At 36.8% G+C, this 25588-nt stretch carries 27 protein-coding genes; 2 read left to right on the top strand and 25 right to left on the bottom strand.

Annotation, left to right across the window (positions count from 1 at the left end; translation table 11 throughout):
- Positions 1–4: 4 nt before the first annotated feature.
- The 18 genes from AC4BB7_RS12025 to mobA all read right to left on the bottom strand — a co-directional run bounded on the left by AC4BB7_RS12025 (position 5) and on the right by mobA (position 17246).
- On the bottom strand, positions 5–1129 hold the full coding sequence (locus tag AC4BB7_RS12025) for an ABC transporter permease (protein ID WP_490483185.1): 1125 nt from the start codon (positions 1127–1129) through the stop codon (positions 5–7).
- Positions 1126–2274, bottom strand: a complete 1149-nt coding sequence (locus tag AC4BB7_RS12030; protein ID WP_490483186.1) for an ABC transporter permease — start codon at positions 2272–2274, stop codon at positions 1126–1128. The genes AC4BB7_RS12025 and AC4BB7_RS12030 overlap by 4 nt, the downstream gene beginning before the upstream one ends.
- Positions 2271–3167, bottom strand: a complete 897-nt coding sequence (locus AC4BB7_RS12035; RefSeq protein ID WP_490483187.1) for an ABC transporter ATP-binding protein — start codon at positions 3165–3167, stop codon at positions 2271–2273. Before AC4BB7_RS12035 ends, AC4BB7_RS12030 begins: the two co-directional genes overlap by 4 nt.
- Positions 3168–3391: 224 nt before the next feature.
- Positions 3392–4393, bottom strand: a complete 1002-nt coding sequence (locus AC4BB7_RS12040) for a sulfate/molybdate ABC transporter ATP-binding protein (RefSeq protein ID WP_490483188.1) — start codon at positions 4391–4393, stop codon at positions 3392–3394.
- Positions 4390–5061 carry a molybdate ABC transporter permease subunit gene (gene modB, locus AC4BB7_RS12045; RefSeq protein ID WP_490485147.1) on the bottom strand — a complete coding sequence of 224 codons (672 nt, stop codon included), beginning with the start codon at positions 5059–5061 and terminating at the stop codon, positions 4390–4392. The genes AC4BB7_RS12040 and modB overlap by 4 nt, the downstream gene beginning before the upstream one ends.
- Positions 5062–5070: 9 nt before the next feature.
- Positions 5071–5892: a molybdate ABC transporter substrate-binding protein gene (modA, locus tag AC4BB7_RS12050; RefSeq protein WP_490485148.1), complete on the bottom strand. Its 822-nt coding sequence runs from the start codon at positions 5890–5892 to the stop codon at positions 5071–5073.
- Between the two features lie 21 nt (positions 5893–5913).
- Entirely contained in the window at positions 5914–6888 is a 975-nt protein-coding gene (locus AC4BB7_RS12055) for a molybdopterin-binding protein (RefSeq protein ID WP_490483189.1), read from the bottom strand.
- A 15-nt stretch (positions 6889–6903) separates the two neighbouring features.
- Positions 6904–7377, bottom strand: a complete 474-nt coding sequence (locus AC4BB7_RS12060) for a MogA/MoaB family molybdenum cofactor biosynthesis protein (RefSeq protein WP_086314321.1) — start codon at positions 7375–7377, stop codon at positions 6904–6906.
- Positions 7370–7804, bottom strand: a complete 435-nt coding sequence (locus AC4BB7_RS12065) for an MOSC domain-containing protein (protein WP_086313755.1) — start codon at positions 7802–7804, stop codon at positions 7370–7372. The genes AC4BB7_RS12060 and AC4BB7_RS12065 overlap by 8 nt, the downstream gene beginning before the upstream one ends.
- Before the next feature lie 6 nt (positions 7805–7810).
- A complete protein-coding gene (gene moaA / locus AC4BB7_RS12070) occupies positions 7811–8776 on the bottom strand; it encodes a GTP 3',8-cyclase MoaA (protein ID WP_490483190.1) in 966 nt (321 codons plus the stop codon).
- 24 nt (positions 8777–8800) lie between these two features.
- Positions 8801–9301 carry a cyclic pyranopterin monophosphate synthase MoaC gene (gene moaC, locus AC4BB7_RS12075; protein WP_086313757.1) on the bottom strand — a complete coding sequence of 167 codons (501 nt, stop codon included), beginning with the start codon at positions 9299–9301 and terminating at the stop codon, positions 8801–8803.
- Positions 9302–9521: 220 nt separating this feature from the next.
- Positions 9522–10724: a molybdopterin molybdotransferase MoeA gene (locus tag AC4BB7_RS12080; protein ID WP_490483191.1), complete on the bottom strand. Its 1203-nt coding sequence runs from the start codon at positions 10722–10724 to the stop codon at positions 9522–9524.
- 15 nt (positions 10725–10739) lie between these two features.
- Positions 10740–13460, bottom strand: coding sequence for a formate dehydrogenase subunit alpha (gene fdhF, locus AC4BB7_RS12085; RefSeq protein WP_490483192.1), 2721 nt, complete (start codon positions 13458–13460; stop codon positions 10740–10742).
- A 1-nt stretch (position 13461) separates the two neighbouring features.
- Complete coding sequence (locus tag AC4BB7_RS12090) at positions 13462–14760, bottom strand: complex I 51 kDa subunit family protein (protein WP_490483193.1); 1299 nt, start codon at positions 14758–14760, stop codon at positions 13462–13464.
- Between the two features lie 11 nt (positions 14761–14771).
- Positions 14772–15260, bottom strand: coding sequence for an NADH-quinone oxidoreductase subunit NuoE family protein (locus AC4BB7_RS12095; protein WP_086313760.1), 489 nt, complete (start codon positions 15258–15260; stop codon positions 14772–14774).
- Entirely contained in the window at positions 15257–15850 is a 594-nt protein-coding gene (locus AC4BB7_RS12100; RefSeq protein WP_490485149.1) for a hypothetical protein, read from the bottom strand. Before AC4BB7_RS12100 ends, AC4BB7_RS12095 begins: the two co-directional genes overlap by 4 nt.
- The gene (locus AC4BB7_RS12105; RefSeq protein ID WP_490483194.1) at positions 15828–16637 is read right to left on the bottom strand and encodes a formate/nitrite transporter family protein; all 810 of its coding nucleotides are present in this window, start codon (positions 16635–16637) and stop codon (positions 15828–15830) included. Before AC4BB7_RS12105 ends, AC4BB7_RS12100 begins: the two co-directional genes overlap by 23 nt.
- 27 nt (positions 16638–16664) lie before the next feature.
- On the bottom strand, positions 16665–17246 hold the full coding sequence (gene mobA, locus AC4BB7_RS12110; protein ID WP_490483195.1) for a molybdenum cofactor guanylyltransferase: 582 nt from the start codon (positions 17244–17246) through the stop codon (positions 16665–16667).
- A gap of 249 nt (positions 17247–17495) precedes the next feature.
- Here mobA and AC4BB7_RS12115 point away from each other — a divergent pair, with 249 nt between their 5' ends.
- A complete protein-coding gene (locus tag AC4BB7_RS12115) occupies positions 17496–18194 on the top strand; it encodes a TIGR00266 family protein (RefSeq protein ID WP_086313763.1) in 699 nt (232 codons plus the stop codon).
- A 73-nt stretch (positions 18195–18267) separates the two neighbouring features.
- Here AC4BB7_RS12115 and AC4BB7_RS12120 read toward each other — a convergent pair whose 3' ends face one another.
- From AC4BB7_RS12120 to AC4BB7_RS12135, 4 genes are all read right to left on the bottom strand, one after another.
- Entirely contained in the window at positions 18268–19194 is a 927-nt protein-coding gene (locus AC4BB7_RS12120; protein WP_490483196.1) for a hypothetical protein, read from the bottom strand.
- A gap of 463 nt (positions 19195–19657) precedes the next feature.
- Positions 19658–19984, bottom strand: a complete 327-nt coding sequence (locus AC4BB7_RS12125; protein ID WP_490483197.1) for a hypothetical protein — start codon at positions 19982–19984, stop codon at positions 19658–19660.
- Entirely contained in the window at positions 19981–20523 is a 543-nt protein-coding gene (locus AC4BB7_RS12130; protein ID WP_490483198.1) for a hypothetical protein, read from the bottom strand. The genes AC4BB7_RS12125 and AC4BB7_RS12130 overlap by 4 nt, the downstream gene beginning before the upstream one ends.
- Before the next feature lie 275 nt (positions 20524–20798).
- Entirely contained in the window at positions 20799–22058 is a 1260-nt protein-coding gene (locus AC4BB7_RS12135) for a zinc ribbon domain-containing protein (RefSeq protein WP_490483199.1), read from the bottom strand.
- Between the two features lie 233 nt (positions 22059–22291).
- On the opposite strand from AC4BB7_RS12135, the gene AC4BB7_RS12140 reads away from it, so the two are divergent.
- The gene (locus AC4BB7_RS12140) at positions 22292–24298 is read left to right on the top strand and encodes an alpha/beta hydrolase (protein ID WP_490483200.1); all 2007 of its coding nucleotides are present in this window, start codon (positions 22292–22294) and stop codon (positions 24296–24298) included.
- Positions 24299–24394: 96 nt separating this feature from the next.
- Here the strand turns inward: AC4BB7_RS12140 and AC4BB7_RS12145 are convergent, their stop codons facing one another.
- The 3 genes from AC4BB7_RS12145 to AC4BB7_RS12155 all read right to left on the bottom strand — a co-directional run bounded on the left by AC4BB7_RS12145 (position 24395) and on the right by AC4BB7_RS12155 (position 25497).
- Positions 24395–24829, bottom strand: coding sequence for a GNAT family N-acetyltransferase (locus tag AC4BB7_RS12145; protein ID WP_490483201.1), 435 nt, complete (start codon positions 24827–24829; stop codon positions 24395–24397).
- Positions 24830–24893: 64 nt separating this feature from the next.
- Positions 24894–25277, bottom strand: a complete 384-nt coding sequence (locus AC4BB7_RS12150) for a PTS sugar transporter subunit IIB (protein WP_490483202.1) — start codon at positions 25275–25277, stop codon at positions 24894–24896.
- Between the two features lie 31 nt (positions 25278–25308).
- Positions 25309–25497 (bottom strand): hypothetical protein, encoded by a 189-nt coding sequence (locus tag AC4BB7_RS12155; protein ID WP_086313771.1) that lies wholly within the window; start codon positions 25495–25497, stop codon positions 25309–25311.
- Between the last annotated feature and the right edge of the window lie 91 nt (positions 25498–25588).

The raw sequence follows: 25588 nt of genomic DNA on the forward strand, positions 1-25588 counted from the left end.
GTTTTTAAATTTTCCACCGATGAACATTTTTCTTAAAGCTAAAATAGCCTAGAGATAATAACATCATAGTCCCAACACTTAAAACAAAAAGACCATTTACACTATTGATCTGATCATTATGCAATGTTCGTGGCAAACACCAGTTAGCGTAATACTCTTGATTTTCAATTGCAAATAACTCAAATGAGCGAAAATCGTACCCCACAAATAATCGACTCACGTTCAAATATGTAAAAGGATTAAACTGGGCGATTTTTCTCATAAATTCATTGTTCAACGTACTTAAAGTATAGCCTTCAAATAAAATTAGCAGTGTAACAACTAAGCTAAAACTTGTTTTCTTCAACAAAAGACTGACCAAAAAGTGAAGGGCAAAACAAAATGCTAAAACAAACATAAACATCAAAAATACTTGCCCGATGTATTGAATGATTGGAATCATTGTCATCGACTTTTCTGTAAAAACAATCACTGGATAATCAAACGAACTTCCGCCTGAGAACAGAGTTGCCACCACAAAGCCAAAAACTAATACAATCCCCATCACCAACACTGACTGTAGCCATGCCAAAACGTACTTAGTAAAATAGAAGTGATCTCTCTTTACAGGTTGAGAAAAATAGAAGTACATACTTTGCTCTTCGATCTCCTTAGTTAAGCTGTCACCAAACAGCAATAACAACCAGACTATACCAAAACCACTCGCCAAATAAGACAATAAGATTGCTGTAAAAATCGTATTTCTTACTCCGTAACGCATCGATTGAGGAGGTATTTTATGTTTTACTAACTCGTCGTTTAACACCGTCCGATAAAACGGATACGTTGGTAGAGTTAATTTCCCATCTAATGATTTCCCCTGATCGGCAGCGGTACGAAAGCCATCTTCTTGTGCTTCTATATTTTGATTCGTCTCTTTCAGAAATTGATCGATTTCAGCACTATAACTACTTTGCCCCATAACGTCTGTTTTATTCCCTATCACTGAAGCTATATCATCGTTTTCTTTTTGTCCCAGATAGCCATTAAATACAAATAAAATAACGATCATCAAAAGTCCTAATAGCAAAAATAAATAGGTTTTTCGCGTTTGCCATGTTTTCTTTCCTTCAAACAAAATTAGATTCATCTTTTTTTCTCCCTCCAATTTAGTTGCCAAATCAGAGTTAAAATAAGATTCCAGCTGATTAAAACGACCAATTGAATAGCGTAAGAAGATGAAAAGCTACCAGTTATTTCGACTATTTTAGTATTCGTATCCATATAGAAAAAAGGCAGAATAAGACTGATTGCATGTATTTTGGGAATCAGCTTTTCTAAAATGATTGGAATAAACAGAATAACCAGAAATAATCCAAGTACTTCTAAAGCATTTTTCAACCATTTAGACAACAATAATAAGAAACTGATTGCACATGTGATAAAGAGTAATTGTAAGCTGATCGTTTTAATCAAAAAGTTCCACAGCGGGATCAGCTTAAAAGTTGTTCCTTGATAGACAGCTATCGGATACATCAATGAACCTGTTCCATGTATCAAACTTGCTACGATAAAACCTAAAGCTAGTAACACTAACAAACCACCAACAAAAATACTGACTGCCATAACATATTTGCGCTGGAAAAATCTTTTAGTATTGATTGGTTGTGCTACCATGAATAAATAATTTTTCCGTTCATATTCGCTTGTTAAAAAGTCAAAAAAGCATAAACCGATCATGATCACTATAAAAAAATTCATCCAATGATTCAGCAAATAATAGACAAAATAAAAACCTTGTTGTCCTATCTCTAAGTTTGAAATAGGAATTTTTCGATCAAGAAGCCATCGATTACGAGCCAGCTGTTCAGCAATATTGGTTTCATTGCGCCAAGGTTCTCCACCAAGATCCAGATATTTCTGCTGTAATGTTAAGCGCTCCGTTTGAATCTTGGTTTTTTCAATCCACTTTTTCTCCAACTGAGCAGTGTGTTCATCTTCTAACAAATAAATAATATCGATCAAGATTTTTTGAAGCGCCTGCTCTTTGTTAGAAGGAAACTCCCCGTTCTCATCTAAAAGCAGTAATAATTTGTAATTTTCCTTTGGTCCAGTGTATCCTTGCGGTGGATCGATTTCATCATTAAGTTCTTTTAAGTGGTTAAAAACAGCTTGATCTTCTCCTAGATTCTTATAATAAAGATTCATTAAGGAGACAAAAATCGACAGTGTAGCTAAACCGATTAAAATAATATTTTTAGGATTTTTGATCCATTTTTTCCATTCAAAATTCATAATGAACTCCACTGATTTTTACCATATAAATTAAAATACACAGATTCTAACTGACCATTTGTCGCCTGACAATCAAATAATTCTATTTCCTGCTCTTTGCAAAAAGATTGAAACACATTAAATTGCTGTTTAGAAAATGTTCCGACTAGCTTATACTCAGAGAGTTTGGTGCATACGACTTCGATTCGTGATAAAAAAGAGAGTGCTTTTTCGAGATCTTTTAAAACGATCATATACTCTATGGTATCGATCATAACCTCTTCTTTGCTAATTAATTTCCCTTTATAGAGAAAGAGCACATGGTCTGTCACTTTTTCAATCTCCTCAAGATTATGAGAAGAAATAATCATCGATACACCTTGATTAGCTAATGTTCGAATAATATTTCGTACTTTGATAATACTATCTGGGTCTAAGCCATTTAACGGTTCATCCATCAAAAGTAACTCAGGTTGGTTGATCAAAGATAACGCTAACAGTATGTGTTGCTTCATTCCTAAAGAATAATGTTTGACTTTCTTTTTTAAGTAATCAGCAATTCCCAGCTTTATGACTAATTGCTGAAGTTCTTCTTTTGATTTTCCTTGTTCTTTACGAACAAATTCCAAATGATCCCAGCCAGTTAAATTTCCATATAAAATAGAAGCATCTTGTAAATAAGACATTTTATAAAATAAGCGATAATCTGTATTCGGTTGTTCAAATATCTGAATCGTCCCTGAATTGATTGGATCAATGTTTGCAATGCTATTTAATAACGTTGTTTTCCCTGTGCCATTTGGTGCTACTAAAGCAATGATTTTGGGCTCATCCAACGAAAAATCAAGTTCATCTAAAATTTGCTGTTCACCAAAATATTTGGTTACTCCTTTGATTTCTAAAATCTTCCCCATTTTTATCTTTCTCCTATTATTCTTGATTGCTTTTTCTCTCTACAATCTTCCAATTACTATTTTAGCATTAAGCAATAGATACAGACTTGTCATTTCAATGAACAATATGTGAATAAAGTTAGAAGGCTATTTTCGGCCAAATAGAATAAGCACCCAAATTGTCTGCTGTAATGGCAAACATTTGGGTGCAAATCAACTGAATCTTTACCGAACCAATTTCTCCCTTATTTTAAAACCATGATTGCCTCCGGTGCAAGACTAAATCTGTTGACTTTACTGGCGTCAATCTGCTTACTGCCTTTCCACCAAAGATCGATTTCTTTACAAGTAAACCAAGCGTTTTGTTCAAACGGTGTTTGCTGGCTAGTGACATATTTTACTTCTACCTGATTGACTTCAATCTCATCAAGCAGCAGATCATGTGCTCGAATACCAATATAACGACAATCTATCGGCACTTTTTTAGCAACTGTTAATGGCGTTTCCCACCCACTAACTTGAACGGTATGAGAGTCAATTCGTTTAACAGGGAATATATTTTTACAGCCAGTTAGTCGAGCCGCTTCAATCGTTCGAGGTTGTTTAAATACATCCATTGTTTCGCCTTTGATCAAACCAGTTTCAGTCATGACCACAAGTGATGGACAAAGTCGGTAAAGTTCATCCAAACTATGACTAACGATCAACACGTTACCTTTGAAATCCTTCAGATGCCTTTGTAATTCAAGCTGAAGTTCTTCTTTTAACGATGTATCTAACGCTGAAAATGGTTCGTCCAATAATAACAACTCAGGTTCTGATGCCAACATACGCGCTAAAGCTACTCTTTGCTTTTGTCCACCTGAAAGCTGTCTAGGATAACTGTTTTTTACATTTTCTAAATGAAACATGTGCAACAGCTCTACGATCAATTGCGAATCTTTGGTCACACTCGTTAAATTTTTATAGACTGTTAAGTGAGGAAATAGTGCATATTGTTGAAAAAGTAAACCAACTTTACGTTGTTGCGGTGGTAAATCGATCTTATTTTCCTGATCAAACAACACACGATCGCCTAGCTGAATACGGCCTAAATCTGGGGTTTCAATACCAGCAATACATTTAAGCAGCATGCTTTTCCCACAACCGGATGCCCCTAAAATACCAAGTGTTGTTGCCTCTATTTCAAAGCTTGCAGTCAACAGATGATCTCGTAATTTTTTTTGAATATCAACAAACAGTTTCATGCTTGTGTCCTCCTAGCTTTTCTGCTAAACAGCTCCGTTAAACATAGAATCAACAAACAAATGATCACGATGATTGCAACGTATTTTTGCGCCAAAGCCCAATCACCTGCTGCAACCGCTGAATAAATTGCTAAAGGAAGTGTTCGTGTTTTTCCAGCAATATTTCCTGCTAACATGGTTGTAGCACCAAATTCTCCTAATCCGCGAGCAAAAGCCAACACACCCCCTGCTAAAAGCCCATTGATCGCTAGAGGCAAGGCAATTTTCAAAAATATTTTTCGTTCTGAAAAACCTAATGTTTGAGCTGCAGCAATGATTTCAGGATCGATTTGTTCAAAAGCCGCAATGGCCGAGCGGTACATCAAAGGAAATGACACTGCAACTGCTGCAATCACTGTAGCAGTCCAGGAAAAAACAACTTTTACCGCAAAAAAATCCAATAGAAATCGACCAATCGGCTGCTGAACGCCAAAAATATCCAATAAAAAGAAACCAAAAACCGTTGGTGGCAACACCAGCGGTAAGGTGAATAAACTGTTGAACAAGATTTTCAATCCATGATGCTTGATACGAAAAACCAGATAAGCAATTACCGTTCCACTAAGAAAAGTAAAGATTATCGCCATGATTGCTGTTTGAAACGAAATAATGATCGGACTCAAATCCATCATACCCACCTACTTATTTATAATAAACCCAATATCTTCAAAGTATTTAGTCACTTCTTTACTTTCCAAAAAGGTGAGGAATTTTTCTGCCATTGCTTTTTCTTTTGACTTTTCAACTATACCAACTGGATAAATAATTGGTTCATTTAAGGCATCTTCTGGTAAACCTGCTACGACTTTTACTTTATCATTTGATGCGGCATCTGTAGTATAAACTAGACCAGCTTGCGCACTACCTTGTGCAACCCAATTTAAAACCTCTGTTACATTTGTCCCAAAACTAGCATGCTCCTTGACATACTCCCAATCGCCTAACGCTTTTAACCCTTTTTCAGCGTATTGACCGGCAGGAACACTAGCAGGATCACCTACTGCAATCATTTCTGCTTTCTTCAAATCACTAAAATCCTTCCAATCAGCATCTGAAGAGCTTGGTATGATCATCACTAATTGATTTTGTAGTAAAGGTGTGACGCTATCTTTATCGATCATTTCTTGTGAGACTAACGCATCCATTTGCTTTGTAGCAGCTGAAAAGAAAATATCTGCTTCCAAGCCTTTCTCAATTTGTGACTGTAATTTTCCAGAACTGTCGTAATTCCCTTCAATTATTGTCCCTGGATTTTCTTTAATGAATGCGGGAATAATTTGTTTTTCCATGACCGACTCAAGACTTGCTGCAGCTGCGATCAATAAATGATGCTCCTCAGCTGAGTTACTGGAATTAGTTGAAACAGTTGTTTTTTTCTCATTTGATGTACAACCCGATACAACTAAAAATACCAGTAATAATAACGCCAGAACACTTACTTTCCGATGTTGTTTCATTATTTCTCCTCCTACAATGCTTTTTTATAAAAAGCCACCGTAACCCAAATGAGCGATTTCTTCTTTGGTTATTTTGTCTTGAGCGATTATTTTCGGCAGGAGTAAATCAAAAACGGTCCGCTTGGAAAACATAACTCCCCCAGGTAAGCCCACAATTGTTTTTTCACCTAAGTAGGCAATCAATAGCATTGACCCAGGTAAAACAGGTGTACCGTGGGAAATAATATCAGCCCCTGTTTGCTTGATTGCTAGCGGCGTGCGATCATCTGGATCGACACTCATGCCACCTGTACAAAGAATAACATCCGCTCCTTTATCTATCATTTCTTCAATTGCTTTTGTGATCAGTGCAGGATCGTCACTTACAATTTCATGAAATTTGATTGTAGCACTCGGATAATGAGACAGTTTTTCTTTCACTACTGGTGTAAAAGAATCTTCAATCAATCCATTAAACACTTCACTCCCTGTTGTAACGATCCCAACCGTTACAGGTTTAAACGGAATTAACGATAAAATCTTTTTTTTGCCAACCAAGTGTTCTGCATTCATTAATTTCTCTGACTCAATTTTTAAAGGAATAATCCGTGTCCCAGCCAGTTTTTGGCCAGCAGTTACTTTTTGATTGTTTTTCAACGTCGCAATAGCGATTTTGTCGATTGAATTCAGCTTAAATAAAAGCTCTTTATTTACTTTTAACAATCCATCTAATTCAGCGACCACTTCAATTTTGCCTTCTGTAACAGGTGTCGGTTGCATAAATTCCCCTGAGATTAACTGATATAAAAAATCAGCAGCTTCATTTTCGTGGATCAAATTTGACTCCTCAGATTCTAAAAATAAATGTTCTTTTCCTAGTGAAAGTAATACAGGAATATCCTCTGAGGTCACTTGATGTCCCTTAGAAAAGATAGCCCCCTTATACTCTCCTCTAACGATTTTGGTAATATCTTGACATAAAATCAAGCCTTGTGCATCAATCGTTTTTACAACTTTCATTTGTGTTTCCTCCGCTTAATGCTCTGTTTTTCGATCAGTTAAAATATCCAAAGCATGAGGTAAAATAGGCAATACATAGGTCAAATTTTCACTTACACCTTTAGGGTTTCCAGGCAAATTGATAATCAAGGTTTTCCCTCGCTGCACAGCAACCCCTCGGCTCAGCATAGCAAATGGTGTTTTTTGAATACTGGACATGCGCATTCCTTCACTAATACCCGGAATCGTTTTTTCTGCTACACTTAAGGTTGCTTCTGGTGTAATATCACGAACGCCTAATCCGGTCCCTCCAGTCGTTAAAATCAAATCACACATATTACACCACTCCATTAATAAAGCTTTTAGATCTGCTGCTTCATCTGGCAAAATAGTTTGTCTAACCACCTCAAATTTATCAGCGACCAACTGTTTTATGATTTTACCTGATTCATCTTCCCGAAGACCTTGATAGCCTTTATCACTTAGTGTAATGATCCCTATTTTATACAACTTCAAGTCTATCTCCTTTTTTAATATGACCTGCTTCAACAACAACTGCAAAAATGCCTTCTCTAGGCATGATACAATCACCTACACGCGCGTATATCTGACAATGTTTATGGCATTCCTTCCCAATTTGAGTCACCACTAAAGCTGCTTCACCGATCCGAATCTGGCTACCTACAGGTAATAAACGTAAATCAATACCTGATACAATAATATTTTCACCAAAAGCACCATTACCAACACGTGCTCCTCGTTCATTAAATTCTGTGATTTTCTCAAAGGACAATAAACTGACTTGGCGATGCCAGTTGCCGCCATGAGCGTCATTTTCTAATCCAAACCCTTTTACTAAGTCTACTTCTGGAATCTCTTTTTTCTGTGTACCTCGTCGTTCACTAATATTGATTCCGATAATTTCTCCGACTGCCATAATCCTTTACCCTCCAATTTGTGACATTAACCGAGAATCGCCTTGACTCTCAAGAAAATGATGTTTCTCAGGTTTTTTTTGAATCGCTGAAAGCACTTGTTCGAATAATAATTCTTTGTTTTTCGTCTGTAAGGCTTCTTTCAGTTCACATCCATCATCCATATGTAGACAGGTTTTCAAACAACCATCAGCGGTGACACGAATTCGATCACACTCTGCGCAAAAGCAATGTCCTAAGGCACTGATAAATCCAATTTTCCCTTTAAAGCCTGTTAAAGAAAAATAGCTTGCAGGCCCATTACCTAATTGTTGGTCAAAAGGGTGCAATTCACCATAAGTTGTCTGTAATATCGACATAATCTCTTCTTGCGTTTTGCCTGGGCAACCTTTCCCCAGTCCAATCGGCATCAATTCGATAAAACGAACATGGATTGCATCAGATTTAGCAAGAGAAGCGATTTCACAAATTTCTTCATCAGTCAGTTCTCCTCTAGCAACAGTATTGACTTTAATATTAGGCAAATCCACCTCTATTGCTTTTTTCAAACCCGCCAGCACCCTTTTCAACTCACCTACTCTGGTAATCTCATGAAATTCATCTGGATCAAGCGTATCGATACTGATGTTAATTCCATCTAATTTAGCCTCTTTTAAGGCACTAGCATATCTTGCGAGTTGAATACCATTCGTGGTTAAAGTTACTTTTTCAATCCCTTTGATTGTTTTGATTGCTTTGATCAACGCAACGGTATCTGGTCTAGTCAGTGGTTCGCCACCGGTGATTTTCACTTTTTTGATTCCTAGATCAGCAAGATTCGTGAGTAAAAAAAGAATTTCATCAAAGCTTAACATTTCTGATTTTTTGAGAAAACACATACCTGTAGCCGGCATACAATAAGTACAACGAAGATCGCAACGATCCGTTACAGATAATCGAACATAGTCAATTTCACGATTAAAAGAATCCTTCATTTTAGTTGTGCTCCTTTTGCCTTTTTATTCATCGGTCACATGGCTTTTAGAAATAAAGTGTCCACTTTTTCCACCGGATTTTTCGACTAAACAAACATTTGTGATCTTCATTTCACGATCAAGAGCTTTACACATGTCATAAACCGTTAATAACGCAATATTTGCTCCCATCAGCGCTTCCATTTCCACCCCTGTTTGAGCAACTGTCTTCGTTACACAGTGAACCGTTAAAATTTGATCCGTTTTCCAGTTGAATACTACTTCACACTTGCTTAAAGCTAAGACATGACAAAGCGGAATCAATTCAAACGTCTTCTTTGCTGCCATGATTCCAGCTACTCTTGCTACCTGAAGGACTTCACCTTTTTTTATTGTTTGATTTTTGATACTATCAGCCACTTCTTTGTTCATATGGATTTCTCCATAAGCGGTCGCTATCCGTGTACTCGTTTTCTTTTCAGAAACATCTACCATACGTGCGTTTCCTTGTTCGTTTATGTGAGTAAATTGCAAAGGCTTATTCATTTAAACACTCCTTAAAACGCTTTCATTTACAGATTGTTAACTACGTAACATTCTCTTTAGCTTAAGTTTATCACTATAGCTAAAAAAAAACAATCTGATATAAATAATTTTTTTTAGAAACAAAAAAATTAAAAGAGCTGTGAAACAAAAATGACATTCCCTTTTGTTTCACAGCTTTAATCCTGACTAACTAGTGTAAACAACAATACCTAGTACTTCTCTAAAATTTCCAATAATAAACCATCACGTAATCGCCCTTTTTGAATTCCTTTTTAGCAGGTTGATCAATCAAGCAGTTCGTTTCAAGTGTATTATGAAAAACAGATGAATAATGTAATTTCGAGACTAAAGAAACAACACCGTCTTTTTCATATGCTCGAATAAAACGACGAATCCTTGACGGCTTTAATGCCTCCATCAATTGGACTTCACGTTTCTCCAAGTTTAACTCTGTACACTTCATAAAATGAGCCAATGTTGACCAATAAAATAAATGAAGATTGACCACCGAAGCAAACGGATTTCCTGACAAACTTAAAATAACTCGTTTCTTATACAAGCTTGCCATCACAGGCGTTCCTGGTTTCATATTCACAAAGTGGAACAACTGCTCTCCTCCCAGTTGCTGGATCACTTGGGGAACATAATCTTTTTCTCCGACAGATACACCGCCTGTTGTGATCAACAAATCGACTTCTTCTATTTTTTCATGGATCAAGCGAGAAAGCTCAGCAATAGTATCTGAACAATGCTCTTTGAAAATAATTTGACTACCACTTGATTGGATAAAAGCCGCTAATGTATACAAATTACTGTCATAAATTTTTCCAGAAGTTAGTGGTGTTCCTAAAGAAACCAACTCACTACCTGTAGCTAAAATCCCGATTTTCATTGGAGCTAGAACACGAATTTCCTTTATTCCCTGTGCAGCTAATATGCCAACAGCTCGACTGTTGATCAATTGATATTGAGAAATAACTTTTTGATCAAGCTGAACATCTTCACCCACTGCGCCATAATTATCACCAGCTTTGCTTGTTTGATAGATCTTGACTTGTGTATCACCGTAGTCTGTCCATTCTTGTTTGATAACTGCATCATAGCCAGTTGGGATCGGCGCACCTGTCATGATTTTAACTGCAGTCCTTTGCCTTTTTACAAAATCATGTTCTGAATCACCCGCAAAAATCGAATCAATGACAGTTAAGCAAACTGGTTGCTCCATACTAGCTCCTTGTGTTTCCGATGCTACGACTGCATAACCATCCATCCCAGCTCTTGGAAAATGAGGAACAGCTATTTTTGCTCGAATATCTTCGGCACAGACTCGACCTAAAGCCTCTAAAATAGAAACAGTCTCTACTTTTTTTTGCTGAGTGGATACTTGTTGGATTTTTGCCTTAGCTTCTTCGACTTCAATCATTGGCTCAACTCCCTTTTACTTGATTGGTGAAATATCAACTGCACACACCTTGTATTCAGGAATAATCGCAATATCATCAAATTCAGCATTGGTCAGTTCATTGACATTCCCATCTGGAAAATGAAACGTCATAAATACTTCTTGAGGAAAAACTCGATTGCCTACAGCAGCATACGTTTCAATTGTTCCTCTTCTAGATTTAACTTTTACTTTATCCCCTTCTTCAATGCCTAAACGGTCAGCATCTACCGTGTTGATTTCAATATAAGAACGATTGGCAATTTGATTGATTCCCTCTGTCCGCCCAGTCATTGCTCGCGTATTGTAGTGATACAGCATTCTCCCTGTAGACATTAAATACGGATAACTTTCATCAGGTAATTCTCTAGATTTCTTATACGGAATTGCCATAAACAAGCCTTTGCCGCGAGTGAATTCGCCAACATGCATAATCGGTGTACCAGGATCATCTATGGTTCTACAAGGCCATTGCAGACCACCGGTTTCTTCTAAACGCTCATAGTTGATTCCACCAAATGTAGGTGTCACTGCGGCAATTTCATCCATGATCTCCTTGGCTGAATCATAATGACAAGGATAACCTAAACGAGTCATCACGTCACAGAAAATGTCAAAGTCTTCTCTTGCAGCTCCTTTTGGTTCAACAGCTTTACGTACTCTTTGGACGCGCCTTTCGGTATTTGTAAATGTGCCGTCTTTTTCAGCGTAACTGATACCTGGCAATACCACATCCGCATAGGCCGCAGTTTCCGTCATAAACAATTCTTGAACAACAAAGAACTCTAAATTTTCTAAAGCTTTGCGCACATGATTCGTATCTGGATCTGTCACGATTGGATCTTCACCAAAAATATATAAACCTTTGATCTCGCCTTTTGTCGCAGCAGGCAACACTTGAGTTGACGTCATTCCGACATTTTTATTCAAAGTTACTCCCCATGCTTTTTCAAATTTCTCCATCACTTGCGGGTTTGCAACTTTTTGATAGCCAGGAAAATCATAGGGCATACACCCCATATCACAGGCACCCTGCACATTATTTTGACCACGCAGAGGGTTGACACCGCAACCTGGTTTACCGATTTTCCCTACAAGCATTGCCATATTTGACATGCTCATAACTCCTTCTGTCCCAGTAGAATGCTCAGTCACTCCTAAACAATAGATGATAGGTGCTTTTTCTGCGGTAGCATACAATCTAGCGGCTTTGATTAAATCCTCTGCTTTAATATGACAAATTTCAGCAACTTTTTCAGGCGTATACTCTGCAACTATTCGTTCCAGTGCTTCAAAGCCCTCTGTTTTTTCTTCAATAAAGGCATGATCAGCCAAGCCTTCTTTTAATATCACATGCATCATTCCATTGGCAAAAGCCACATTTGTGCCAGCTTGAATTTGTAAATGAAGCTCGCAATTTTTCGCTAAATCAATTTTACGAGGATCAACTACGATCACTTTAGCTCCACGTTGCATCGCTTGACGAATTTGTGATCCGATGACAGGATGTGCTTCTTCTGGATTTGAGCCAACTAATAGAATTACCTCTACGTCTGTCGTAATATCAGCGATTGGATTGGTCATCGCACCAGATCCAAGTGTATGAGCCAAACCGTGTACAGAAGCAGAATGACAAACTCTGGCGCAATTATCCACATTATTGGTCCCAAAAGCTGCCCGCATCATTTTTTGGAAGACATAATTGTCCTCATTGATCGAACGAGAACAAGAAAAACCTGCCAATGAATCTGGCCCATGATCGCTCTTCAACTGACTAAATTTGTCCGCAACTAAAGTCAACGCTTCATCCCAAGTAGCAGGTTCAAAAACGCCATTACGTTTGATCAACGGTTCCGTCAAGCGATCTCCTGAGCCGACAAATTTATATGAAGCAAACTTTCCTTTGACACAAAGAAGATTTTTATTCGCTGCGCCATTGATTGGCTCAACACCAACAAGCTTATTATTTTTCACTATTAAATTCATCTGACAACCAGTGCCACAATGAGGACAAGTCGTTGGAATTTTTTTCGTTTCCCATTCTCGATAATCTTTGTGGTCCTTGCTGACTAAAGCTCCTGTTGGGCAAGCGGAAACACAATTCCCACAAGACTCACAAAGTGACTGATCAAATGCTGCACCATAACTTGGTGTCATTTTTGTATCAAAGCCACGTTGAGCAATGCTGATCACATCACGTCCTTGGCGTAATTGGCAAACCTTGGAACAACGTCTGCACATGATACATTTTTCTGGATCGTAATCAAAAAACGGGTTACTGGTATCTTCTTGATGACAAGGCATCCTCTTTCCATCCGTAAAACTAGTGTCGTCGATTCCATAATCTAAACAATAATCTTGTAATTTACAGTCACCATTCTTACCGCATGAAAAACACTCTAATTTATGATTACTCAACAAGAGATCCAAGACAAAACGACGAGAATCGTTCACTCTAGGAGATGCTGTATAAACCACCATCCCTTCTTGACAATGAGCTGTACAAGCTGTTGTTAAACCACCTTTTCGTCCGCCTTCGACTTCGATCGTACACATACGGCATGAGCCATCTGGTGCTAACTCTTTCAGGTGACAAAGTGTGGGAATTTCAATGTTCAACATCGTTGCTGCTTCTAAAACAGTTGTCCCTTTTGGAACAGTAATTTCTTGGTCATCGATCGACATGGTGACGGTTGCTGTTTTTATTTTCATGTTCATCTTACCAAAGTCCCCCTTTTACTGACACAGCTGTTTCTCGGACACCTGCTTCAAATTCCTCTGGAAAATAAGCTAAACCACTTTTCATTGGATTGGCAACAGATTGACCTAATCCGCAAGCAGAAAGGTTCGTCACATGCATCAACATTTTTTCAAGCCGTTCAAGATCACCTGTAACTGCTGTTTGAGTATTGAATTTCTTTAGAAGCTCTAAGATGCGTGTCGTTCCTAAACGGCATGGCGTACATTTACCGCAAGATTCATGGGCAAAAAAAGCCGCTACTTGGACTAAATAATCAACAACGCTCACCTGATCATCCATCACAACGATGGCACCCGAACCAACAGATAAATCTTTATCCCACAAGCCTTCATAAGAATAAATACACGCATCAAGATTCTGAACTGCTCCGATTGGCCCAGATTGTCCTCCGAAATGAATAAATTTTAATGGGTGACCCGTGGATGAACCTCCTCCATATTCTTCAGAATAAAGAATTTCCTGCAGTGGTGTTCCAAGGTTTACTTCATATAAGCCACGATTTTTAATATGACCAGATAAACAAATCAACTTCGTTCCACCGCCGTCTTTGGTCCCAAGATCAAGAAAGGCTTGTCCTCCTTCACGTAAAATGACAGGAATTCCTGCAAAAGATTCCACATTGTTCACTAAAGTAGGCTGTAAATACAAACCAACATCTGCTAAATGAGGTGGTTTCACCCTTGGTCTGCCGGTTTTTCCTTCTATGGAATTTAATAAGGCTGAATTCTCTCCACAAACATACGCTCCTGCACCAGAAATAATCGTGATTTTATAATTGAACCCCTTGATTCCTAAAATATTCTCTCCCAAAAAACCAGCTTTTTCAGCATTATCCAATGCTTCTTGAAAAACTTTCTGAATTCGCCGATACTCTCCCCGCATGTAAATATAACCGGCTTTAGCAGAAAATAAGTAGCCTGCAATCACCATTCCTTCGATCACGCTCAATGGATCATGTTCCAACAAAGCTTTATCTTTAAAGGTTCCTGGTTCTCCTTCATCTGCATTACAAACGATATATTTTGTCTCGCCTTTCGCTCCATATAAATGCCGCCATTTTTTTCCAAGTGGAAAGGCTGCTCCGCCACGTCCTCGCAAATGAGCTAAATCCAACTCATCTAAAATCGTTTCTTTATCCATATCGATTGCTTTCAATAACCCTGAAAAACCATTATACTTCTGATATTCTTCAACATCTGTCGCTTGTTTCATTTTATTTATGCGCGCTAGTAGAACTTGTTGATTTCGTTTGATCATTTTTCTTCCCCCTATAGTTCTTGATAACGTCCACTCTGGAGGTCATCGATCAATTGATAGACTTTCGCCTCTGTCAACTTCCCAAAAACAGTATCTTTGATTTTGATCACAGGTCCCTGGTCACAGGCACCAATACAAGGAATGCTGTGGTACATAAACAATCCATCTGGTGTTGGTTGGCCTTCTGGAACTTCTAATATCATTTCTAGCAGCTCAGCTAACCTATCTCCGCCAGTAAATAGACAAGGCGTACTATTACAAATTTTCAATACATATCTCGCTTGTGGTTCCGTTTTCAAAATTGCGTAAAAACTTAAGATCTCATACACACGAGCTTGTGATAAATGCAATCGATCCGCTACTAATTTAGCTGTTTCTTCGTCAATATACCCTTCTTCTGAAGCATATTGAATCGCAATCAACATGTTCAATATACGCTGTGGATCTGAATCATTTTCTAAAATAATTGCTTCTTTTTCTGACAAACTTAATGAACTCATACTTTTTCTCTCCTATCTTCTTTCTTTTTGCGAGAAAATCGAACACCGTTCGTTGTTTTTATAGGATTAAATCTATTTGGCAGCTTCGGATTCTCTAAAATAATATCTGCAAAACCTATCACCTTGGCTGCTGATTTTTTAATACTCTTTTGATTATTCATCATGACAAACAATCCTGGTTTGACCACCTCACGAATTGAATTTGATTCGCAAACGATCAAAGTATCTCTTGGAACAAACTGTAAGAACGTTAAAAAGCCTTCCAACAAATGGTCATGAAATACTTTTAAGAGATATACTTTCTTGCATCCAGCTTTTAACAGCTGCATCGTATCTTTTGATCCACCAGAATTGCTCTCTTCTATCAGCTCATACCCTTCATCAATACTTGTACAAATACCACAGCCGGCTTCTCCACGTTGGCATTTGCCGCGTGCCCCGCTGATTGTAATGATTTTTAAACCATAGATCGCAAAACGTTGATGATTTTCAGTGATTAACTGTTTAGCAATCATTGTCTTACCACTATTTCGCCCAGTTGAACCGATTTGGATCATGTTAGGAATCTCAATACTTTTCGTAAACACCATCTGGCTCACTCGCTTCCTTCTTTCCAGCTGTTACAAACATCAACGGAACAGCTAGAAATAAACTACCTCCTACAGCATTTCCTAAAAAAACAAAGAATGTGTTAATAAGGTACTCTGACCACTGAATATTACTAACGGTCGTAAAAATTGCTGCCGGTACGATAAACGCATTGGCTACCACATGTTGAAAACCGCAAACTACAAACACCATGACTGGAAACCAAAGACCAAACATTTTTCCAAGATATGTTTTACCCATTGCACCAAGATAGACTGCTAAACAAACAAAAATATTACAACCGATTCCTGAAATAAATGCTACCAACGGCGGCTCACTGATCTTGGCTTGCGCAACCGAAAGCGTCTTTTCTAAAAAAGCTCCTTCCGTTAATCCGACAACATGTCCAAAGAAATAAGCTACTAAAAACCCGCCGATACAATTAGTAACCAACACAACCAACCAATTGTAGAGCAAACTTGTACGACTAATCTTTTTTTGCAACACACCTAATGTCATCACCATCATATTTCCAGTTGCTAACTCACCTCCAACAAAAGTAAGCGCTACCAATCCAATTGGAAATAAACAACCACCTAAAAATGTTGAGAACCCTCCCCAGCTTTTAGGCATCGTCCCTGAAATCCTAATAAATGACAAATACCCCAATGCAATAAAAGCTCCAGCCATGATTCCTAATATACTCAATCTAAAAAAAGATAACTGACTTTTTTCCACCGCTTTATTGCCTAAACTTGTCACAACATCTTCGCTACTTTCAAAATCCATCCTAAACTCCTTTCATACAGCTCACTCTCACTGTCTCCATAATGCTAATTCTTTTGGTGAGTTTACATTTTTTAACGAAACACACGATTCCAGAGGTATCACTTTTACTAAAAATCGGTCAAATTCTTTTCTAATACGACGATCATTTGTCTGAAGTTGCTGTTTAAAAACGTGTAAACAAGAACGACGATAAAAAGCAAATAAAGGTTCTAAGCGATCATTTTGTTCATAAATAACGATGTCATGAGCTGCGATAGATTCCGCCATTTTTCTAATCAGATCAATATTCAAGTTAGGAATATCACATGCAAATAGAAATAGATACTCTGTTTCAATTTGCTCTAATGCTGTCACTAATCCACCAAGAGGTCCTTTTTCAAAATAGTGATCTTCAAGGATTTCAACTTGTGAGAAAACAACTGGAAATTTGCCTTTTTTATCTGCCACTAGTACAATTTCCGTAAAAATTTTTTTGAGCTGCTTCACAGTTCTTAAAAGCATAAACTCACCGTCTATCTGCAATAACGACTTATCAAATCCCATCCGTGAACTTTTTCCGCCACATAAAACAACCGCGGTTGTGTTTGCTATCTGATTTATAATGATCACCTCTCATTCAACAACCAGAAAACTAAATATTTATAAAGGCTAAAAAATATTTTTTAGCACCTGCTTTTATTCTATTATAAAACATCCTTCCAACAAGTCAATTATTATTTTTACTATTCCTTACCTTTATTTGACTAATTATAGTATTTTATCGTGCTCAGTTCTTTTTAGAAAAATAAAAAAATTCAGAAGAAAGTCAACTAGATATACGTTATACTAGTAGATGAAATTATAAAGGAGGTTGGGTTAATGGATTACAAAATGACCGAAAATACCGTTTTTCCATTAGTAGAGGTGGATTTAAAAACTGGTGAAAGCATTCAATTAGAAAGTGGCGCAATGGTTTATCATAACAGTGAGATCAATCTTGAAGGAAAAATGAATAGCAATGGAAAATCTGGTTTAGGTGGAGCAATCCGCGCATTAGGCCGTTCAATGTCTAGTGGCGAAAGCTTTTTTATTACAAAAGCAACTGGTTTGACCGACACAGCTAAAGTCGCTTTAGCACCAGCAACACCAGGGGCAATCAAAGAACTCCAAGTGGGAGCAGAACATTGGCGTTTAAATACAGGAGCATTTTTGGCTTGTGATGCCTCTGTTTCTTATAATATGAAGCGCCAAAAACTTAGCGGTGCAATTTTTGGCGGTACTGGCGGCTTATTCGTGATGGAAACAGCAGGTTCAGGTTCATTGTTGATCAATAGCTATGGTGATATCGTAGAAATCCATTTAGATGGAACCAAACCATTTGTTGTTGATAATCAGCATGTTGTCGCTTGGTCAGAATCACTGGACTACTCTATTAAAGTAGCTTCCGGCATTTTCGGGTTTACAACAGGTGAAGGCGTGGTCAATGAATTCCACGGTGTAGGTACAATCATGATCCAAACGAGAAATATCGAAGGACTTGCTGGTTTGATCAGCCCGTTTGTTAGTTCTGGTTCATAAAACAAAAAGAAGTAGGAAAATCTTGAATAAGATTTTCCTACTTCTTTTTCTGCAGTGATTTGCTCAAAGAGTATCACTTCCAGCGAATAGGAATTTGGCCCTCTCCAGAATAAGAGATATTCTGTCCTTTTTCTATCTGCCAGCTAAATTCCAAATATTTTTCGTCCCCTTTTAAATCGTTCCATTCCAACCACTCACTGCTCTCAATTCCTGATGAATACTTCATCGTAGCACCAGAAAATTGTTTTGATGGCACGATTGGATCGAACAATTGGTAAGAAGTGGTTCCCTTTTTCAAAGTGATTGTTGCCATTCTCCCTCTAGCATTAATTCGTAATTCATTTAATTTATCCAAATTGGACAATGCTGAAATGTCGGTCGTTAAAGCTTGTGTATATTCCCGACTACTACGTTCTTCACTATTTTCAAATCCATCGAACCATAATACGATGGTTTCTAGGTTAGTTAATTGTTTAAAACTGTTTAACGTTAGTTGATTGTTTGCTTCCAACATAACTGTTTTCAATTTTTTTAACTCACCTAGTTCTCTAAAGCTATTGAATTTTCCACCTTCACCTTGGACTTGTTCTAAAGCTGCCATCTGCTCAAACCCAGTAAGAGAGGAATATTCGTCAAAATCTGTATCAAAGTGAGTCACTTTTTTTATATCATCTTTCTTCAGCAAACTATAGGTATTAAACAGTGCTTCTCTTTCAAGAAAACTTTTTTCATCCTTTTCATTCAGTTGATCTACTAATTTATCAAATTTATCCCCAGTAATCAACCCGTTCTCATACTCTTCACTCAACTTAGTCAACTCAGCTTGGTAACGATCGGAATAAACTTTTTCAACGCCAGAAAATAAAGAAACTCTTACTCCAATATCATTAAAATAAGAGTAAGCTGGCTCAGTCACAGCTTCCACTTCTTCAGAGGTTCCAATCGACAATCCCAACCCCAGAGCCAATACAATCATTGATGATTTTACTGATTTTTTCATTCTGTAACTCCTCCTTGATTTTAAAAACATACATCTATTTTTTTATAAAAATCCTATGTATACTCATAGTATCGAAAAGTAGGAACCGCGTCCATCTCTTTTACAACTTGATTATTACAATTATGTATGGTGAACTGCTTCCATCTCGGATAATTAATAATTTTGAATGGTTTTTATTTGTTAGTTTCAAATTGTCTCACTCTAAATAGAGTGAGACATGCTAATCCACTCATACGTTCGCCAAGTTTGATATTTCAATCCACTCACTCTAAATAGAGTGAGACCGTGAAAATACAGTATTTCCCAATCAAAACACTATATTTCCACCTAAAAAAAACCGAAAAATGTGATTTCAATGAGAAATCCTGCTAAAACTACTTCTTTCCCATCAAAAACTGGTGCGGGTCTCCCAGTGATTTCATGTGAGCTTAGGACTCGCACCTAACTTACTTTGCCAACTTGCTTACATACCGACCATCAATTTCTTGATTGTATCAGAAAGAAGTGTACTTGCTAAGCTGCTAAAAACATCTGATGTAAACTGGGGCACATGCTTTTTCAAAAATGTCGTTACCTTACCTTCATCCTTTGAAGTCGACTCCGTCAGCAATTCCATACAAGCTTGAAATTCTTCACTATTTTGTGGAAGCGCCATTAACAATGATTTAAGTTCTGCTGAAAACGTATCCCAATCGATATCTTCACTTTTTCCATTCGTGACTTTGTTATTATTTCCTATCACAACTGTTGAATTATGGATGCCGCCAAAATCATTTCCTCTTATTTTCATCTATTCACCTCATTATTATCGCCCGCTACAACTGTACTGTCCTTGATACTTTGGTCAACACTTACGACTCGATTGTCGATCTGGATATTTTCTTGTCTCATATTGATAACTACTTTTTCTTTGCGATGAACATCATTGATGCACCCTTCTATCACTTCTCGCACTTTTTCAGCAAATTCTTTATTTTCACAATGGATCAAATAGGTGAATCCAGAATTCAAATTGAAATAGATATAATAACACTTATTTAAATTGCCCATAATTACTAAAAAGATATAAAAACCAGTAATAATCATTCCTAAAATACCCGAAAAATGACGTTGTGAAAACCAACCTGCAGAAATCATAAATAAAAGCCCTGCTAACCAAGGAATCTTTGAATCTGGCTCTGCTACAAATATTTGGGAGACATTGCTGATTTGAAGTGTGCGATCATCGAGAGCGATGACATTTTTTTCTATTGAAATGTGGTCTAAATCTAGCTTGTTCTTTGAAGTAGAATTTAGATTTAGTTTACTTAACATATCTGTCATTTCCATTTATTTTCCCCTCCTACGATAATTTATTTTTAACAATTACACATAATAATAGCACAAAACGAAAAGGTTTAGAATATCATTCTAGAATTAAAATAAAATAATTTCATTACAAAAAAATAGGAGTGGGACATAACTCTTTGAGTCATATCCCACTCACATGGAATCCAGATAAACGGTGAGAGCAGAAGCAATCCCTTCGAAAATAAGCTGAAACTGTTACACAGTACCTACTTGGTTCTCGGGATTAAACACTCCTGTCCCAACCTCGTTTTCCATCATTCTGGATATTCATTTAGTAAACTTGTATATTCTGGGTATTCAAGTAGATTATTTTTCAGATAATTTTTATTTGTACTTAAGAAATGATGTCTCCTAACGGCATAATAAATCCAGACACCAATCCCAACTAAAACCAGTCCCGCAAGAACTGGACCTGCAGCATCTGAAAAAACATCAAATATATTGATCAAGAAAAATAGTAGACTTGTCAAAAGACCATATCGACCATTTTTCTTCATTCTCCGTTCAACACTTGAATCTTCTTGACTTACTGGTCTATTGCCTTCCATTTCAATTTTGTCTTTCTTGACTGCCGTAGCAATTACGATATAATCAATACCTTCATATTTATATGTGATTTTCCAAAACGGTACATACGTATAATTAGACGTCAATTTATACGTCAATTTTGTTATTTTGGCATTTTTGTTGCTATCACCTGGTAAAATACTTTGCATTTTTTTACCTGCTTCTTTCTCAGTAAAGCCACGAATTGAACGCAGAACTTCAGAAACTCGATCTGATGAAATCTTTAACTGTCTAGTGCCAGCAGTATAATGGTCATCAAACGGTTTTATCTCACTTGAAAAAACCAAATGGCTCACTTTTTCAGCGAACTCCGCAACTGATCCAGTCAACTCATTATTGATCATAAAGCTCTTAAACGCAGTACCAGAAAAAATATCGCTTGAATGATTCCAGTCAACAACTGTGCGTGTTTTTGTGACTGGTTCAGAATATTTATTTCCTTTTTTATCTTCCCTTGTTTCGTACTCCGTATATGTTTGTGATCGATTATATCCAATATCTGCTCCCCAAGCTCCTTCATACGTAACGTTTGCGCCCATATATGGAATATAAACTTGTTCAAGCTGGATTGTATTGATTTTCCCAAAAATATCTAACGGTACATTTACTCCTTTGATCAACCATTCAAGAAATTGCTTCTTCACTAGACCTTCCGGTACTTGAAACGGAATCAAATTATCTGCCTCAAATATCAGATTATCAAGATCATTTTCTGTTTTTGTCGTGAATGTGGAATGACAAAAGTCACAAGCAAATTGTTGTTTTTCAATATTAAAGGTTACCGGTGAGCCACAATTTTGACAAAGCTCGATATTTTTATTTTTTTCGTTGATTGTCTTTTGTACCTTATCCAACAATGTTCCGCAATGCGGACAATTTTTAAAACTTGGATCAGTGATCGCTCCCCCACAAGATGAACACTGATTTTGAACTAATGATTCCCCCAACTTATTCCCCTCCATAATTAAACTTTTTTCAGAATAATTATCTCACTGTTTGGATCGAAGGTAAATAGATGGTATTTTTTCCTGCAAGAAAGCCCGTATTTAAAAATCTCATAGTCATTTATATAGTATATAAATATATTTATTTTTATTAATTAGAAATTTTTATTGACTTTTTAGATAATTATAATAAACTATTAGTGATTATCGAATCACAGAAAGGATAAAAATGAAAAATGAAAAAAATCTTAAAATTTATTGTTGGATTGGTTTTACTCAGTTTTTTAATACCAACTACTGCAGCTGCTAACGAAAATATTCTAATTATCGAGGCTAACAACGAACCCGATAAACATTTGAATTCTGCTAGTAGAAGGATTCTTCAAGAACAACAAAATGACCCTTTTGAAGCGAAAACTCCAGCCGAAAGAGAACAGTTACCACCAAAAGAACAGGAAGTCATTGATCAGATTGAAAAATATCTAACAGAAAATTCTAATCCAAATGCACGTAATTTTGGCCCAGTATTAAATAAATTGATTGCTTCTTTAGCTTTCGATATCACTGTAAAAAGAGAAAACACACTTTTTTCTGAATTATCTGGATTGGATAAAATAGAGATGACAAGCCCTTGGTTTGAAACAGTTGCTGATAAAAGTGAGCGCTATATCACTGTTTTTGATGAACCGACCCAGTCGAATTTAAAACTTCACGCTTATTATGTAGACAATCACTCCAACAAAACAGCTGTGGTCCAGCATGGGTACCGTTCTAATCCAATGCAGATCATGTTAGAAGCGGAATTTCTTTATGAGCTAGGCTACAATGTCATTATTCCAGATGCACGCTCACATGGAAAAAGTGAAGGTAGCTATATCACATTTGGCGCTTATGAAAGAAACGACATAAACGCTTGGATCGATCAAGAACTTGCGGGAAAACCGAATCAAAAATTCTTATTATTCGGTGTTTCCATGGGTGCGGCAACTGTTATGATGTCTCAAGAGAAACCACATCCTAATGTAGAGGCTGTCATTGAAGATTGCGGTTACTACTCAATCGAACAACAAGCACGAGATGTTATGCGTCTACTTACCTCAAAACTGCAATACATTCCTTTGGTTAATAAAATCGATTGGTATAATTGTGAAAATGAATTGATCGATGCTCTGAATAATGAATTTGTAAAACCCATTCTAAAAGTCGATTTATTTTCTATTGCACCTCTTGATGCAGTTTCTAAATCAAACGTACCTAAGCTATTTATTCATGGTACAGCTGATTGGTTTATTCCTCCAGTTGCCAAAGACAAATTATATACAGCCTCTTTAGGGTACAAAGAACAGTTGGCAATTCCAGATGCAGGACATGGCGTGAATTTAAAAGTTGGCGGCACTCTTTACAAAGAAAAAGTCCAGTCCTTTTTAGCTAGCGTTAATGAAATGAAGTCATTACGTCCCCAACTAGCTGAAGATACAAATTTACTCCTTAATACCGAATTTAAGCGCAACGCAGCCCAAACTAGTTTTGATGCTTGGCAACTAAGCAATAATGGAAATACCTTTCATTCGATTACAGAGTCTAATCCTTATGAATTTGTCTTAAAAAAATATAAAAAAGAAATTATCTCCGCTCTTTCTACAGATCAGAATGGCTTAAAATTCTACAAAAAGTGGAAAAACTCAGCAGCTTATGTTCGACAAGAAGTAGACTTGATAAAGGGCCAACCATATGAGCTAAGTTTTGACGCTTATAATCCAAATCCAAAAGAATATAGTCAACAAGTCATAAAATACGGATTTGGGCAACGCTTGACGCAAGAAACGCAAACAGCTAAAAATAAAATCAATAAAAAAATGATCTACACGCCTCAAGCAAACGAATCGCAAAACATCACATTAGGCTCCGAGATGACACACTATAGCCTACTTGGTCGCACAAGTACTGTGATGTATTTATCAAATGTAAAATTAATAAATGCGGATAAAACAGCCCCAGACCTAGTCAAAATAAATGAAGTCACGACTACGCCAAGCGAGACACTTATTAAAGGTCAAGGTGAACCTGAAACGATGATTCAACTTGTTTTTGCTACTCACGAAGTGCTCTTAGAAGTTTCTACAGATCAAAACGGCTACTTTAGTTTAGCCATTCCAAAGCAAGAATCAGGCACCATTTTACACTTGCTAAATAAAGATATTAAAGGAAATACAAGTGCCTCCGTTGTCTTAGTTTCAAATTAAACTAGTTACTCGTAAAAAAGAACCGTCAAAAATTGCCTGTTTTACAGGCAATTTTTGACGGTTCTTTGAGTACACTGATGTATCTCTCAGTTCTGCCTATTTTCCTAACACAATTAAATCAGACAGCTTATGAAAACCATTTTTAAGATAAAAATTAGTGGACTCAAAACTTGCTTCCGTATTTAAGATCAACCCATTCATCCCTAATAAAGAAATATCATTTTCTATCTTAGCTAGGAAAGTACTCCCCAATCCTGATCCTTGTCGCTCTCTTTTAATACAAAATTCATCAATGTAATACTCGATTCCTTTGATCCAAGGCTTTTTCATTCCTAGACATAATCCTATTATTTCTTCATTTTCTAGTGCAATAAAATTCAAATACGTTTCACTAGTCATAAAATTTTGTATGAATTGTTCTACCTCTTCAAAAGAGTCATATTCATCATGCCATGGTTCTCCTGAAAATACAGAAATATAAAGTTCTGTCGCTTGTTTTATGTTCATTTTGTCTAATTGTTTTACAATCATCTATATAACTCTTTTTTGGCAAGCTTTGATGATCATGCAGTAAACATTTTTATTTGCAAGATACCTAAGATTTTTTCTGAAAATCCAAAATATCTCTTAATGCTTTTTCTCCATTCATATTCCCGAATGTCTTCATATCGATATCTGCACAAGGAATATCGATAGTCTTCAGAAGCTTTTGTAAACTTGCTGTTTTATATCGAACTTGGGGGCAAACTAGTACACGATCAACATAGGGTTTAAAAGTTGGTTCAAGTGTTAGCTGATTGATCTCCCCTTCGCCACCGTATGCAATAAGTGTCGGGTATGTTTCAGATAAGTGTTGAAAGTCAGCAATTAAATCATGAAGATGCCCAAAATAAACTTCCTCAGGATTCGCCGCTTTCGCAATTTTTTGACAAAACATACTGGAAGTCATCCCACCAGCACAGCAAATATAAACGAACATGCTCTTCTTCTCCTTCAACAACAAGTCTAAATTATTTTTTGCTAGTTTTAAATTCTTGTTCCGCTTGATTTAATAATGGTCGTAGATAGTGTTCAACTTTTGGTTCTACATTCATTCGTATCATAAATTGACTTGGCGTTTCAACGAATCCATTGATAAGACTATCCTTATACTCCGTCACTAAAAACTGACTTGTTTCTTTTATGTCTTTCATATCCATTTTCTTTCCTACTTTCTTTTTTGTCTTCGTAAATCCCTCTCTATTGATTATACTCGTTTTTAAGAATAAAAGAATGATAAGTAGACATTAT

This window comes from Enterococcus sp. AAFC-DPL-5182, from assembly GCF_058216605.1.

Coding starts and splice junctions, on each gene's coding strand:
- AC4BB7_RS12025 (WP_490483185.1), bottom strand. CDS start 1,129: ATGAATCTAATTTTGTTTGAAGGAAAGAAAACATGGCAAACGCGAAAA.
- AC4BB7_RS12030 (WP_490483186.1), bottom strand. CDS start 2,274: ATGAATTTTGAATGGAAAAAATGGATCAAAAATCCTAAAAATATTATT.
- AC4BB7_RS12035 (WP_490483187.1), bottom strand. CDS start 3,167: ATGGGGAAGATTTTAGAAATCAAAGGAGTAACCAAATATTTTGGTGAA.
- AC4BB7_RS12040 (WP_490483188.1), bottom strand. CDS start 4,393: ATGAAACTGTTTGTTGATATTCAAAAAAAATTACGAGATCATCTGTTG.
- modB (WP_490485147.1), bottom strand. CDS start 5,061: ATGGATTTGAGTCCGATCATTATTTCGTTTCAAACAGCAATCATGGCG.
- AC4BB7_RS12055 (WP_490483189.1), bottom strand. CDS start 6,888: ATGAAAGTTGTAAAAACGATTGATGCACAAGGCTTGATTTTATGTCAA.
- AC4BB7_RS12065 (WP_086313755.1), bottom strand. CDS start 7,804: ATGGCAGTCGGAGAAATTATCGGAATCAATATTAGTGAACGACGAGGT.
- moaA (WP_490483190.1), bottom strand. CDS start 8,776: ATGAAGGATTCTTTTAATCGTGAAATTGACTATGTTCGATTATCTGTA.
- moaC (WP_086313757.1), bottom strand. CDS start 9,301: ATGAATAAGCCTTTGCAATTTACTCACATAAACGAACAAGGAAACGCA.
- AC4BB7_RS12080 (WP_490483191.1), bottom strand. CDS start 10,724: ATGATTGAAGTCGAAGAAGCTAAGGCAAAAATCCAACAAGTATCCACT.
- fdhF (WP_490483192.1), bottom strand. CDS start 13,460: ATGAACATGAAAATAAAAACAGCAACCGTCACCATGTCGATCGATGAC.
- AC4BB7_RS12090 (WP_490483193.1), bottom strand. CDS start 14,760: ATGATCAAACGAAATCAACAAGTTCTACTAGCGCGCATAAATAAAATG.
- AC4BB7_RS12095 (WP_086313760.1), bottom strand. CDS start 15,260: ATGAGTTCATTAAGTTTGTCAGAAAAAGAAGCAATTATTTTAGAAAAT.
- AC4BB7_RS12100 (WP_490485149.1), bottom strand. CDS start 15,850: ATGGTGTTTACGAAAAGTATTGAGATTCCTAACATGATCCAAATCGGT.
- AC4BB7_RS12105 (WP_490483194.1), bottom strand. CDS start 16,637: ATGGATTTTGAAAGTAGCGAAGATGTTGTGACAAGTTTAGGCAATAAA.
- AC4BB7_RS12115 (WP_086313763.1), top strand. CDS start 17,496: ATGGATTACAAAATGACCGAAAATACCGTTTTTCCATTAGTAGAGGTG.
- AC4BB7_RS12120 (WP_490483196.1), bottom strand. CDS start 19,194: ATGAAAAAATCAGTAAAATCATCAATGATTGTATTGGCTCTGGGGTTG.
- AC4BB7_RS12125 (WP_490483197.1), bottom strand. CDS start 19,984: ATGAAAATAAGAGGAAATGATTTTGGCGGCATCCATAATTCAACAGTT.
- AC4BB7_RS12130 (WP_490483198.1), bottom strand. CDS start 20,523: ATGGAAATGACAGATATGTTAAGTAAACTAAATCTAAATTCTACTTCA.
- AC4BB7_RS12140 (WP_490483200.1), top strand. CDS start 22,292: ATGAAAAAAATCTTAAAATTTATTGTTGGATTGGTTTTACTCAGTTTT.
- AC4BB7_RS12145 (WP_490483201.1), bottom strand. CDS start 24,829: ATGATTGTAAAACAATTAGACAAAATGAACATAAAACAAGCGACAGAA.
- AC4BB7_RS12150 (WP_490483202.1), bottom strand. CDS start 25,277: ATGTTCGTTTATATTTGCTGTGCTGGTGGGATGACTTCCAGTATGTTT.
- AC4BB7_RS12155 (WP_086313771.1), bottom strand. CDS start 25,497: ATGGATATGAAAGACATAAAAGAAACAAGTCAGTTTTTAGTGACGGAG.